Here is a 14,411-nt window from a genome sequence, read left to right as displayed (position 1 = left end):
TTTACTTAATACGTACCAAAACTTGGTCGTATTCAACATTTGTGCCATGATCAGCTACTATTTCAGTGATTTCTCCAGCAACATCTGTTGTTACCTCGTTTAATACTTTCATCGCTTCAACATATCCTATAATATCTCCCTTGTTAACTTTGTCACCGACTTTCACAATTGGTTCAGTTAATTCTTTACTGTCTTGTAAAAAGAATGTACCTACCATTGGTGATTTAATGTCATGATAATCATTTGTCGAAACATCGGAGTTATCATTCACTTTTGAAGCTGTCAAATCATTATTGTTCATACTTTGATTTGATTGATTACTGTGTGCAGCCAAATGATTCGAATCAGTGAAGTCAATTTCTATTTCATCTTCAAAATTTTTATATTTAAATTTCTTAACATCATTTTCCTTCACTAATTTGATTATTTGTTCGATTTTTTCAATATTCATTTTACAAATCCCCTTTTAAAATTGTTGCTAATTTTTTCGAAGTATGTCGCAAGCTAGATGTATCAAAAATTGGAGTCTTTTGATGACTCTTAAGAATTTCATTAAACAGAGACATTTGTTCCCGATTCTTATCTACAGCTTCTTGGAATGATATCCATTTAAATTGAATTGTATCTTGTGGTTTCATCTGTGCTAACTTTGGCAGATCAAATTTGCATACAGTTGCAATTTTGGTATAACCACCTATCGTTTGTTTATCATTAAGAAGAATAATAGGTTGACCATCATTTGGTACTTGAACACTGCCAAGAGCAACCGGTTCAGAAATGATATCTGCTTGATTAATAGGTGCAACGCTGTCACCTTCCAAACGATACCCCATACGGTCTGATTGTTCGGTAATTAAATATGGATGATTTACAATTTTCGCTCTAGCCTCTTCAGAAAATGCCTCGAATTGAGGTCCTTGAAGAATGTGTATAATATTATTTTCTGGCAATAAATCGTCCTGTAAATGAATAGTCTTTCCAATGTTTTCTTTAAAGTCATTATTTATTTTCACTGTTATTACATCATTAGCTAATAACTTTCTACCTTTGAATCCTCCTATACTACTTCGGGTATGTGTTGCATAACTTTCAGCAATTGGAGGTACGTTGATAGTATGACCAAAAGTAAGATAACCGCGTGCACCTTTGGTTATAGCACCTATTTTTAAAATGTCACCTTTCTCAGCTAATATGACAGAATTCATTGATATAGTTTTATTATTTAGCGAGGCATTAACACTACCACCGGTTATAACAAATGTATTTTGCGTATTAAATTGAATGGTAGGACCAATCAAAGTATATTCAATCGCTGGACCATCATTGTTAATTAATGACTGCGCAACCTTAAAACTAAATTGATCCATGGCACCTGCGCCTGAAAACCCAATATGTTCATAACCTTTTCTTCCTAGATCTTGTACCGTTGAAAAGAGACCTGGTTGTAAAATCTTAATTGACATTTTCGATCACCACCCAGTCATCAACATTAAAGTTGCCATCTGATATATCTCTTTCGATTTGTATAAATTCCTGTTCATCTATTGCATAAAATTGTATCCATTCTCCTGCTTCATACATTGACATTGGTTCACGCTCGCTGCTAAATACTTTTAACGGTGTGCGTCCAATAATTTGCCATCCGCCAGGAGAATCTGATGGATATAGTCCTGTTTGATTATTCGCAATACCTACAGAACCTGCATGAATTTTTAACCTTGGCTGATTACGTCTAGGTGTATGTAGTTGTTCATCAAGTCCGCCTAAGTATGGAAATCCAGGCATAAATCCTAGCATATATATTAAATAAGGTTTACTTGTATGTTTTTCAATAACTTGCTCAACAGTTATTCGATTATGCTTTGCTACTTCTTCAATATCAGGTCCATATGTACCACCATATTGAACAGGTATTTTAATAATACTATTGGTTTGATTCACAGCATGAACATTTTTTTCATTAAATTTGTTAAGTTCTAAATTTTCAATTAATTTAGAAGGTGTTATAGCTTGTTCATCAAAATATATTAGAACTGCTCGATACGAAGGGACAATATCTTGAATTTCTAATATTTCTTTTTCTCGTATCCACCGTACCATTGCTGTGACATTTCGATATGTCTCTTCGGATATTTTATTTTCAAAATAAATCATAATCGTCTGCTCGTTAATAAATCTTACATCCACTCTAAATCCCCCTTTGTATTGCAATAAACCAGTATTGAATACCTTTTCATTGTATCATTGAGAAGCACAAGTTGTTTAATAAGTAATTCAAATCGCATACAATAACAAATGATAATCAATTTGTTTCTTCGGAAATATTTTGCTTTTTTAAAATGGAGTAGTTAATATTGAAACTCTTACACTAATTTAGATTCTGCTATCAATCGGTCTGATGGAAAATTTTCACTTTTCATCTGTCCGATTTTTTTATTTTGAATATAAAAAAGCACGACCGAAGTATCATTAACACACTTCAATCGCGCAATTAAACAATCTATTTGATCATTTATTGGATATTAACAATTTTTACGTTCATTTCGCCACCATTAGGTAGTGGAACACGCACTTCATCATCTAAACCTTTACCAATTAACGCTTTAGCCATTGGTGATTCATTTGAAATCTTACCATTAAATGCATCTGATTCAGCTGAACCAACGATTTGATAACTTTCCTCTTCATCACCTGGTAATTCTACAAACGTTACTGTTTTACCAATTTTAACAACGTTGTTATCTCCAGTATCTTCAATGATTAATGCATTTCTTAACATATGCTCAATTCTTTGAATATCTTGTTCGATGAATCCTTGTTCATCTTTTGCTGCATCATACTCAGAGTTCTCTGATAAGTCACCAAATGAACGTGCAACTTTAATTTTCTCTACAACTTCAGGACGCTTAACTGTTTTTAATTCTTCAAGTTCACGCTCTAATTTTTCAAAACCTTCTTGAGTCATTGGATATTGCTTTTGATTTTCCATATTGTCATCTTCCTTTACTGAATTATACTATTGCTTGCTAACTAAAGACTGAATTTTTGTTGTCATAATATCTATTGCAACTTTATTGCTCCCACCTTCAGGAATAATTATATCAGCATATTTCTTAGTCGGTTCAATAAATTGGTCATGCATAGGTCTAACAACACTTAAATATTGATTGATAACAGAGTCCATTGAACGCCCACGCTCTTTAGTATCTCGTGTTAAACGGCGTAATATTCTCAAGTCTGCATCTGTATCAACATATATTTTAACATCCATCATATCACGTAATACCTTATTTTCTAAAGCGAAAATACCTTCTACGATAATAACATCTTTAGGTTTAAAATCAATGGTAATGTCACTTCTTGTATGACTAGCATAATCATATGTCGGTACTTCTACTGCTTTACCATTTTTCAAGTCTTTAAGATTTTCAATTAATAAATCATTATCGAATGCAAATGGATGGTCATAATTGGTTTCTAGGCGCTCGTCGAAAGTCAAGTGCTTTTGATCTTTATAATAGTAATCTTGAGCAAGTAAAGCGACACTATGACCTTCTAAGTTTTTCATAATTTCGTTAGTTACAGTTGTTTTTCCTGAGCCAGATCCACCAGCTATGCCAATGATTGTAGTAGCTTTCATTAGCCAATTTCCTTTCTCATCATGTTGTTTGGATATATCGGGCGATCCACTTTAATTTGAACGATTTGTAATGGATGGCGCGCCGCGTCTAAGCTGTTACCTTCTTCATCATAAATTGCTTCTACTACTTGTGTAAATGTTTCAATTTCTGGACCAAAGAATTCTATTTCTTGACCTGGTTTAAAGTTATTTCGTTGTTGAATAGTCGCAATTTTTGTATCTTCATTATAATCTAATACCAAACCACAAAAATCAAATGGTGATTTTTTAGATTGTTGTTGACCAAACATCTGTTCTTCATAACCAGGTGTTCCCTCAAAGAATGCAGGTGCAGTGTCTCTATTTGCACATTTATCTAACTCAATTAACCATTCCGGATTAATCTTAAAGTTGTCAGGATCTGCCGCATACGCATCAATGACTTTACGATATACTGAGACAACTGTTGCAATATAGTGAATTGACTTCATACGTCCTTCAATTTTTAATGAGTCCACACCAATATCCATCATTTGAGGAATAGATTCGATTAATTTTAAATCTTTAGGACTCATCGCAAATGGTGTAACTTCACCTTGATTATAAAATACATCAAGTTCACCATTATCATCAACTTCTAATAATTCATAATCCCAACGACAACTTTGACAGCAACCGCCTCTGTTGGAATCCCTTGCAGTCATATGATTACTTAATGTACATCTACCTGAATAGGCGATACACATAGCACCATGAATAAATGCTTCGATTTCAATATCTACTTTTTCCTTCATTTCACGCATTTCCATCGCGCCGGTCTCACGTGCTAATACAACACGATCCAATCCTTCTTCTTTCCAATATTCTACAGCTTTGTAATTAGAAAGTGATTGTTGAGTAGATAAATGAATTTCAAGTTTTGGCGCAACTTCTTTACATGTTTCGATAATTAAAGGATCTGCAACAATGATACCTGTCGCACCAGTCTTTTCCAAATTACGCAAATATGATTCTAGACCTTCAATATTCTCATCATGTGCAATAATATTTGTCGTAACATAAATTTTGGCACCGTAACGGTTCGCAAATTCAACACCTTCAGCTATTTCTTCCATCGTGAAATTATCAGCATTTGAACGTAATCCATATTCTTGACCACCTAAAAATACGGCATCAGCGCCATAATGTACTGCTATTTTTAACTTTTCTAAGTTTCCAGCAGGTGCTAATAATTCTGGTTTCTTCATAACTGTTTTAGGAGTTGATTTAATCTCTTCTATTGTCTTCATGATTAACCTCCTTAATATACTGTTTGTTTATATAAGAAACCTTCGTCAAATGGTCGATGATCAGGTTGAATTTCTTCAATTGGGTCCATCAACATAAATTTCTCATCTTCATAGATTTCAGGATCTTCATTGTACAAATCTATCGCTTGACGATACTGTTCCGTTACCACATTAATATATTCTTCCGTTTGTAGAATACCATCGATTTTAAATGAATCTATACCCGCCTCAAAAAATGGTGCTAATTCTTCAATTAAACAAATGTCGTTTGGTGACATAATGTGCGTACCATTGTAATCTTCGTAAACTGGGTAATTATTTTGTCTTTCTTCATCATAAAGCAATAAAGATTGTTCATCATTGCGACGTTCAATTTTCATTTGACGATCTTGGAACGTATAATAATTGCCTAGTAGCATACGCTTTGATTGGAACATACAAGTCATTCCTTGAACTTGCACCTCAATTTCCACATTTGAATTTTCTTTTATATTAATAATTTCATCCAAATTCAGCTCACGTGCTAAGACAGCTCTTGATGCGCCTCTTTTACCCCAGTAATTACATTGAAAATGATTAGTTACTAACGTCTCTGCATTCCAATGAAGTGGTATTGGATTTTCTTGCGCCTTCACATACATTACTACTGCTGGATCCCCGAAAATAATTCTGTCAACTCGTATTTCATGTAAAAAATTAATATAATCTTCTACAGCATCTAAATGATAATTATGAAATAATCCATTCACCGCCGCATATACTTTTTTATCGTTTTTGTGAGCTAATGCGACAGCCTCTGTCATTTGTTGTCTATTGAATTCCCCTGGAAGTCTTAAACCAAACTTTTGCTCGCCAATTACAAAAGCATCTGCACCTAAATCAATAAGTGTTTCCATATGGCTTAATGACTTGGGTGTGACAAGTAATTCTGTCATAGTCATTCTCCTTTAATTGAAATCGCTAATCCATCGTCTATATTTAAAAAATTCGTTGTATATCCTGGTTGCTTTATTAACCACTCATTATAATCTTGAACCTTTTTAACCATTTGTCTTACATTTCTCGATCTAACAATCCCAATATCCGATACAAAACCGTGATATAAAACATTATCTGTAATTACGAGACCTTGGTGCTTTAAAAGTGGTGTATATATTTCAAAAAATTTCTTTGATTGCGCTTTTGCTGCATCAATAAATATCATATCATAAACTTTGTCATTTACATTTTCAAATTGCTCTAAAGCATTACCTTCAATAATTCGAACCTGGTTTTCAAAATGATGAGTAGCTAAATTTTGTTTAGCATATTGAATCATCGTTTCATTACGCTCTATCGTTGTGACATGAATGTCATCAGATATAGAAGCGAATTGCATAGAACTATAGCCGATTGCTGTACCAATTTCTAAAATATTTTTAACATTATTCATACGAATTAATTGCTTAATTAAATCTAATGTTAAACGATCCACGATTGGCACTTCATTTACTTCGGCAAATTCACGCAAAACTTCGATTGAACTATTTTGATGTTGATGTAAATCTATTAAATATTTTTTATTTAGGTCATCCATGTTTTAAACTTCCTTTATGTAAAATAAGTCAATATGATTATGACAATAAAATAAATCAGCCTTCACAATTGATTATAATTTTGCCAACCAATTAAATGACTGATTTCGTGTTAGACGCAAAGCTATTTTATTTATAGAAGCGAATCATTCATATAAAATTTAACTTTAGATATTTTACCATATTTTCAATAAAATTATAAGCGTTAATTATTTATACATTGTTTGACTTAAAAAAATACTCTTGCCTCCCCATCTTAAGGTTAGCAAGAGTAAAATCTTTTTAATTATTCTTCCATTTCAGTATTTACAACTTCTTCAATCATGTCCCATTCTTCATCAGTTTCGATTGGTACTAACTTACCACCGTCACCTGACTCATCTGGTTCATTGATCATTGGTACAAGCTCAATCATATCGTCTTCATCTGATTGAGCACCTTCTTCAGCTAAGATAACATACTCTTTTTTGAATTCAGGATGATAAAATTCTAAAACTTTTCGGTATAAAACTTCATTTCCCTCTTCATCGAATAAAGTTAATAATTCTTCTTCGTTATTAATTTCTAGTTGTGAATCATGATTATGTTCAGTCATAGTAAAATCTCCTTTTAATGTAGTGAATCTAAATAGCCTTGTAAAATAAATACCGCTGCCATTTTATCAATCACTTGTTTTCTTTTTTGTCTTGAAACATCTGCTTCTAATAATGATCGTTCAGCAGCCATTGTGCTTAATCTTTCATCCCACATCACAATCTCAATAGAAGGATAAGCTTCTAATAATTTTTCTTTATATGTTAACGAAGCTTCGCCTCGAAATCCTATTGAATTATTCATGTTTTTAGGTAGTCCTATTACGACTGTACCCACATTATGTTTTTTAATAATGTCTACTAATTGGTCAATACCTAATTCATTATTTTCTTCATTGATTCGGAGTGTGTCTAATCCTTGTGCCGTCCAACCCATTATATCACTAATTGCAATTCCTACCGTTCTACTACCGACATCGAGTCCTAAAATTTTATGTTGTAACATAAATTATTTATTTTGCTCTTTTAAATAGTAAGAAACAAGCTCTTCCATAATAACATCTCTATCAATATGACGAATTTGATTTCTTGCTTCATTTTGGCGTGGAATATACGCAGGGTCACCTGATAATAAATAACCTACAATTTGGTTTACGGCATTATATCCTCGTTCATCTAATGTTCGATAAACATTATTTAAAACATCTCTTACATCTTGTGTTGGAAGTTCTTCATAGTCGAATTTCATTGTTTTATCAAAGTTTTCCATTTGCGACACTCCTTTAATTACAAATATAACTCACTATCATCATACAATATTATGGCTTTAAATTATAGATTTTTAATGTAATCTTTAATAAAGCTTAATGATTTTGAGATATTTTCAGGTTGTGTACCGCCACCTTGAGCCATATCTGGACGACCGCCACCTTTACCACCAACGATTGGTGCCATTTGTTTGATAAGATCACCGGCTTTAACATTATTTGTTAAAGATTTAGGGACAGTTGCAACCATCGATACTTTATCATCAACATTACTTGCAAGAATGATAATTGTATCTTGTAGTTTAGATTTAAAATCGTCCATTGTCGAGCGAATTGCTTTCGCATTTGGTACATCCACTTCAGTAACCAATACTTTATAGCCATTGATTTCTTCAACTTGATCTTCAATATTACCCATTTTAAGTGATGTGATTTCTTTGTCACGTTGCTCTAATTGTTTTAATAATGCTTTTTCTTCATCTTGCAATTGTGTTAACTTATCGACTACTTGATTATCAGATTTCACTTTCAGCTGTGATTTCATCGTATTAAATTTCTCTTGAATATCTTCTAAATATAAGAAAGCTGCTTTACCTGTTAATGCTTCAATACGACGCACACCAGCTCCTGTACCTGACTCACTTACTATTTTGAATAAGCCAATTTCAGAAGTATTGCGGACATGAATACCACCACATAATTCAATTGAAAATGGTGCCATATTTACTACACGCACAACATCACCATATTTTTCACCGAATAATGCCATTGCGCCCATTTCTTTAGCTGAAACAATATCCATTTCTTGAATGTTAACGTCAATACCTTTCCAAATTTCTTCATTTACTAAGCGTTCAACTTGATCAATTTCATCATTAGTCATTGGACCAAAATGAGAGAAATCAAAACGTAAACGATCTGCTTCTACTAATGAACCAGCTTGGTTAACATGATCACCCAGTACTGATTTCAACGCTGCATGTAATAAATGTGTTGCACTATGGTTCTTTTGAATGTCACGTCGATCATTTTGGTTCACTTCAGCAGACACTGTAGCGCCAACATTTACTTGGCCAAATTGTACTACTCCTTTATGCAAGTTTTGACCATTTGGCGCTTTGGTTACTTCACTAACAGCAATTTCAAAATTGTCATTATATACAATACCTGTATCCGCAACTTGTCCACCACTGACTGCATAAAATGGTGTTTCCGTTAACATGAAGTATACTGTTTCACCCGCTTCAACTTGTGAAACTTCTTCACCATTATATATCAAGTGTGTTAGTGTCGTTTGAGCTGTCGCAGTATCATAACCAACAAAAGTACTTGCAGATGTAATATTTTTCAATACTTCACTTTGAACTTGCATTGATTGAGAATTTTGACGTGCTTGACGTGCACGATCACGTTGTTGTTGCATTTCTGACTCGAATGTTGTCATATCAACTTTCAATCCTGCTTGCACTGCTATTTCTTCAGTTAATTCAATTGGGAACCCGTACGTATCATACAATTTAAATGCATCTTTCCCATTAATTTCATTTGTTGTCGCTTTAGCTTTTTTAATTAATTCATTTAAAATCGCTAAACCATCTTCTAATGTTTCATGAAATCGTTCTTCTTCAGACTTTATAACACGCTTAATGAAATCTGCTTTTTCCTTAACATTTGGATAATATGGTTCCATAATGTCTGCAACAATATCAACAAGTTTGTACATAAATGGCTCATTGATTCCTAACGTTTGACTAAAACGAACGGCACGACGTAACAATCGACGTAATACATATCCTCTACCTTCATTGGCAGGTAATGCACCATCAGAAATTGCAAATGCAATCGTACGAATGTGGTCAGCAATTACTTTAAATGCCACATCTTGTTCGTTGTTTACTAAATATTGTTTACCTGATACTTTTTCGATTTCATTCATTATAGGCATAAATAAATCTGTTTCATAGTTAGTACGTACATTTTGAGAAACTGAGGCCATACGCTCAAGCCCCATGCCGGTATCAATGTTTTTATTAGGTAATGGTGTGTAACTATGATCTTTATTATGATTGAATTCACTAAATACTAAGTTCCATACTTCAAGATAGCGTTCATTTTCTCCACCTGGATACATTTCTTCTGCCGGATCGTCTTGTCCATATGCTTCTCCGCGATCATAGAAAATCTCAGTGTTCGGTCCTGAAGGTCCTTCACCAATATCCCAGAAGTTACCTTCAATGCGAATAATACGACTTTCTTCAAGCCCAATATCTTTATGCCAAATGTTGTATGCTTCCATATCTTCCGGATGAATCGTAACGTACAATTTATCTGGCTCCATACCCATCCATTTATCACTCGTTAAAAATTCCCAAGCAAATTCAATCGCTTCTTGTTTAAAGTAATCACCAATTGAGAAGTTACCTAACATTTCAAAGAATGTATGGTGACGCGCTGTGAAACCAACATTTTCAATATCATTTGTACGAATAGCTTTTTGAGAGTTTACAATTCTTGGCTTTTTAGGTGTTTCACGTCCATCAAAATATTTCTTTAATGTTGCTACACCTGAATTAATCCATAATAATGTATCATCATCAATTGGCACTAATGGTGCAGAAGGTTCAACCATATGTCCTTTTTCAACAAAGAAATCTAGATATTTTTGTCTAATTTCACTCGCTTTTAACTTTTTCATCATTTACACATCCTATTTACTGTTTTTAAATTACCATTCCATAAAAATTGATGACACAGATAGTCGATTTGAAAAACTAGTATAAATCAATATCACTTTTTATTATTAAAAAATAAAAAACGCCCATCCTCAAAAGGGACGAACGTTATCGCGGTACCACCCTAGTTATAAATGCAATTCAATACATTTATCACTTTAAATCGACTATACAGTTGTGCATAAAGTAGCGTTCACTAATGTTTGTTGTACTTTTCACCAACCAGTACATCTCTGATAAACAAATCATTAACTACTCATCTTTATACGAATTTAATTCTATTTTAGTTACATTTACGCTTGTTGTCAACGTTCTATAAAGTCATACGGCGTGATTTCTCCCATATTAATCATTGGGTCAATTTTAAACATTGTAGCTTCCGTTAATACATTTGTATCTGTTTTTGTTGAATCAGACGTAACTTCTTCACTAGCATTCGATGACATTGGCGCTTCTACTTGATCATCTATTGTCGTTTGCGAAGCTCCTGTATCATTAGTTGCTGTATTTTCCAGCATGTCTTCATCTTCTGAATTAAAATAATTTTTCAACAATGTACATAATTGTGTTAAACGCGCTTGACCATTTGTTTTCAATCCAATATCAAATGCTTCTGAATCACCAAGTAAAACTAAACTGGTTTTCGCTCTAGTTAAACCAGTATATAATATCGGTCTTTGTAACATTCTAAAATACTGTTTAACAATAGGCATGATAACAATAGGAAATTCTGAACCTTGTGATTTATGGATTGATGTACAATATGCATGTGTTAATTCCATCATATCTTGTTTCGTAAATGTAATTTCATTACCTTCAAAATCCACAACAAGCACATCTTTATTAAGGGCATTTTCTTTCGCCCAAAAAATACCAACAATAACTCCTATGTCACCATTGAATATGTTATCATTTGGCCTATTAACAAGTTGTAATACTTTGTCACCTTTTCTAAAGACTACATCACCAAACTCAATTTCTCGTGTGTCTTTCTTTTTAGGGTTTAAAATATCTTGTAAAACTTGATTTAAACGTTTAATACCGGCATTTCCTTTATACATTGGTGCAAGCACTTGAATATCAGCCATAGTATACCCTTTATTAACAGCACTAGTAACTACCTTCTCAACAACTGTTGGTATTTGGTTTGCCTGACAGTTAATAAAACTTCTATCATGAAAACGCTGTGTAATATCAATTTTCTGACCCAACTTCATTCGATGTGCTAATTCTATAATGCTTGAACCATCTTGTTGACGATATACTTCAGTCAGATTAACTCGTGGTATAGCTTTCGATTCAATTAAATCTTTAAATACTTGACCAGGACCTACAGAAGGCAATTGGTCCTCATCACCTACAAATATCAATTGTGCATCTAAAGGAACTGCACTTAAAAATTGGTGGAACAACCAAGTATCTACCATAGACATCTCATCAATGATTATGAGTCGTGCGTTAATTTCATTTTCTAATATATCCTCTGGCTTTGTGTCTTGATTCCAACCTATTAAACGATGAATCGTCATAGCTTCTAATCCAGTTGACTCTTGTAGTCTCTTGGACGCTCTTCCTGTTGGCGCTGCTAATACAACTGGATAATCATCATTGACATAATCATCATAATCTAATGATAAGCCATGAATCTCAGCATATAATTCTACAATGCCTTTAATTACTGTCGTCTTTCCTGTTCCCGGTCCACCGGTTAATAGCATCACCTTAGAATTGATAGCCGTTTGCAAAGCTTCTTTTTGTGAAGCTGCATAGTTCACTTGATTCGCATCCTCTATTTCGCCAATATGCATTTGTAAATCTGACTGTTCAATTTCCGTAAGTTTATTTGTATGCGTCTTTATTCTGAATAAGTTTTGAACACTTTTGATTTCAGAATAATACAAACTTGGAATTGCAACTTGTTCATTGTCAATAATTAGTCGTTTTTCCTCATTTAAGTATTGCAACATTTCGTCTAATTTTTCAGGTTCGATGACCTCTTCATCTTGATAATTTAAGACATCAACCGTTAAATCTATAACAACATTGATAGGCAAATATGTATGTCCCTGTTTAATACATTCTTCTTCTAACGTATAGAGCAACGCAGCTTTTAATCGTTCATTATCGTTATAAGCGATACCAATATTTCTAGCAAGTTGATCTGCTTTATTAAAACCAATACCTTTAATATCATAAATCAATTGATATGGATTTCGATCTAAAATAGTCAGTGTATCACCGAGATAAAACTGATAAATTGCCATTGAAAGTTTAGGACCAAACCCTAAATCATGTAAACGAATCATTATTTTTTCAGATTCTTGATTTGCTGAAATTTGTTCTGCAATTTGTTTCTGTTTCTTTTTAGATAATCCCGAAACTTTTTCTAGAACTGAATGGTCATCTAATATATCGTTTATCGCATTGTCACCTAATGTATTAACAATATTTTGAGCTGTCTTTTTACCTACACCTTTAAACAAATCACTTGATAAATAACTTATAATTGCTTCTTTCGTTTGTGGCATTTCTTTTTCAAAAGTCTCTGCTTTTAATTGTTTACCATAACGTGGATGATCAACAACTTGCCCTTTAAATGTGTAGACATCGCCTTCAACAATATTCGGAAGAAACCCTACAACAGTTGGCATTGTATCAAAGTCTTCATTTGTTTCAATAGTATCTACTTTAAGCACTGTATAAAAATTATCACTGTTTTGAAACAATATCGCTTCAACAGTACCTTTGATCATTGAATAATCAAATAGTGTAGGGTCTGACATGTTACTCCTCCTCTTTCATTTTAGTGAATGTTTTCAGCGCATGCTGACTTAATAAGTGTTTAGGGTCGATAGTCACAGCTTCTTTAAAATGAGTTATGGCTTCATCAATATTCTCATTTTTCATAAATAACGCTAAACCCAAATTGTATCTTGCATCAACATGATTTTTATCAATCGTTAATACATGTTTAAGTTGAGTTATGGCTTCATTAAACATCTCTAATTGACATAATACAAGACCATATTGAAATTGAACTTCTGCATCTTTGTCTTTATCTAGTTCTGCAGCAGTCATTAAATACGGCAATGCCAGCTTAAATGATTCTAACTGATTAAACGCCATACCGATCATATAATTACAATCAACTTGTTCAATCTCTGTTTGTAATGCTTGTTGATATAATTTAATAGATTCTTGATAACGTTGCTGATTATAATATACATTTGCTAGATTATAAAATACGACGCCATTCTTCGGATCTATTGTTAAAGCTTTTTGGAAAAAACGCTCTGCCTTTTCAATCTCATTCGCATCAGCAAGTACTATGCCGGCATTAATATAATTTTCAATAATTGTAGGATCTTCTTCGATATTTCCGAACAATGCTTGTAACGCTTCTTCTATTTTTCCATTTTGTATGTATTGATATATTGTTTGTTGATCTATCATTTACGAACCTCATTTCTCATCAATTATAACATCTTGATAAATTGTATGTCTCGAATCACTTAACAACGAATAAAATATAATCTAATATCATCTTCATTCATGAAAAAGCGGGAATGGAATGGAAATGCTAAAGAACCATTAACGGTTTATTATGTAATGGTTCTTCCACATTAGCCACCACTATTATGTACTTAAAATAGGAATACATAATTAGACTCATGCATAGGGGTGAGACAGAAATGATATTTTTACAAAATTAATTTGTTATCCCCAACTCTCATTGCCTGTAGAATTTCTTTACGAAATTCTCTGTGTTGGGCCCCGCCAACTTCCATTGCCTGTTAAAATTCTTTACGAAATTCTCTGTGTTGGGCCCCGCCAACTCGCACATTATTGAAATCTGACTTTCCGTCAGCTTCTGTGTTGGGGGCCCGCCAATATAAC

General features: G+C 33.2%; 14 protein-coding genes. All 14 read right to left on the bottom strand.

Annotation, left to right across the window (positions count from 1 at the left end):
* Position 1: 1 nt before the first annotated feature.
* Complete coding sequence (locus NST10_RS02115) at positions 2-451, bottom strand: biotin/lipoyl-containing protein (RefSeq protein WP_001019343.1); 450 nt, start codon at positions 449-451, stop codon at positions 2-4.
* Position 452: 1 nt separating this feature from the next.
* The gene (locus NST10_RS02110; RefSeq protein ID WP_000023330.1) at positions 453-1,463 is read right to left on the bottom strand and encodes a biotin-dependent carboxyltransferase family protein; all 1,011 of its coding nucleotides are present in this window, start codon (positions 1,461-1,463) and stop codon (positions 453-455) included.
* On the bottom strand, positions 1,453-2,187 hold the full coding sequence (gene pxpB / locus NST10_RS02105; protein WP_000383173.1) for a 5-oxoprolinase subunit PxpB: 735 nt from the start codon (positions 2,185-2,187) through the stop codon (positions 1,453-1,455). Before pxpB ends, NST10_RS02110 begins: the two co-directional genes overlap by 11 nt.
* A gap of 325 nt (positions 2,188-2,512) precedes the next feature.
* A complete protein-coding gene (gene greA, locus NST10_RS02100; protein ID WP_000431312.1) occupies positions 2,513-2,989 on the bottom strand; it encodes a transcription elongation factor GreA in 477 nt (158 codons plus the stop codon).
* A gap of 27 nt (positions 2,990-3,016) precedes the next feature.
* Positions 3,017-3,640 (bottom strand): uridine kinase, encoded by a 624-nt coding sequence (gene udk, locus NST10_RS02095; protein WP_000648617.1) that lies wholly within the window; start codon positions 3,638-3,640, stop codon positions 3,017-3,019.
* Positions 3,640-4,908 (bottom strand): U32 family peptidase, encoded by a 1,269-nt coding sequence (locus NST10_RS02090; RefSeq protein WP_000848304.1) that lies wholly within the window; start codon positions 4,906-4,908, stop codon positions 3,640-3,642. Before NST10_RS02090 ends, udk begins: the two co-directional genes overlap by 1 nt.
* An 11-nt stretch (positions 4,909-4,919) precedes the next feature.
* Entirely contained in the window at positions 4,920-5,843 is a 924-nt protein-coding gene (locus NST10_RS02085; RefSeq protein WP_000137775.1) for a peptidase U32 family protein, read from the bottom strand.
* Between the two features lie 2 nt (positions 5,844-5,845).
* Positions 5,846-6,484 carry an O-methyltransferase gene (locus NST10_RS02080; RefSeq protein WP_000342261.1) on the bottom strand — a complete coding sequence of 213 codons (639 nt, stop codon included), beginning with the start codon at positions 6,482-6,484 and terminating at the stop codon, positions 5,846-5,848.
* Positions 6,485-6,768: 284 nt separating this feature from the next.
* Positions 6,769-7,077 carry a DUF1292 domain-containing protein gene (locus NST10_RS02075; RefSeq protein WP_000134779.1) on the bottom strand — a complete coding sequence of 103 codons (309 nt, stop codon included), beginning with the start codon at positions 7,075-7,077 and terminating at the stop codon, positions 6,769-6,771.
* A 14-nt stretch (positions 7,078-7,091) separates the two neighbouring features.
* Positions 7,092-7,520, bottom strand: a complete 429-nt coding sequence (gene ruvX, locus NST10_RS02070; RefSeq protein WP_000939059.1) for a Holliday junction resolvase RuvX — start codon at positions 7,518-7,520, stop codon at positions 7,092-7,094.
* A gap of 3 nt (positions 7,521-7,523) precedes the next feature.
* Complete coding sequence (locus NST10_RS02065) at positions 7,524-7,784, bottom strand: IreB family regulatory phosphoprotein (RefSeq protein ID WP_000426912.1); 261 nt, start codon at positions 7,782-7,784, stop codon at positions 7,524-7,526.
* A 62-nt stretch (positions 7,785-7,846) separates the two neighbouring features.
* Positions 7,847-10,477, bottom strand: a complete 2,631-nt coding sequence (gene alaS, locus NST10_RS02060) for an alanine--tRNA ligase (RefSeq protein ID WP_000734077.1) — start codon at positions 10,475-10,477, stop codon at positions 7,847-7,849.
* Between the two features lie 342 nt (positions 10,478-10,819).
* Positions 10,820-13,297 carry an ATP-dependent RecD-like DNA helicase gene (locus tag NST10_RS02055; RefSeq protein WP_001283316.1) on the bottom strand — a complete coding sequence of 826 codons (2,478 nt, stop codon included), beginning with the start codon at positions 13,295-13,297 and terminating at the stop codon, positions 10,820-10,822.
* Between the two features lies 1 nt (position 13,298).
* Positions 13,299-13,967, bottom strand: coding sequence for a tetratricopeptide repeat protein (locus NST10_RS02050; protein WP_000567025.1), 669 nt, complete (start codon positions 13,965-13,967; stop codon positions 13,299-13,301).
* Positions 13,968-14,411 lie beyond the last annotated feature (444 nt).

This window comes from Staphylococcus sp. FSL W8-0305 (genome assembly GCF_037966415.1).
Lineage (GTDB): Bacteria > Bacillota > Bacilli > Staphylococcales > Staphylococcaceae > Staphylococcus > Staphylococcus aureus.
Note: the sequence above shows the minus strand (reverse complement) of the source record. Positions and strands in the feature narration are given on the sequence as shown.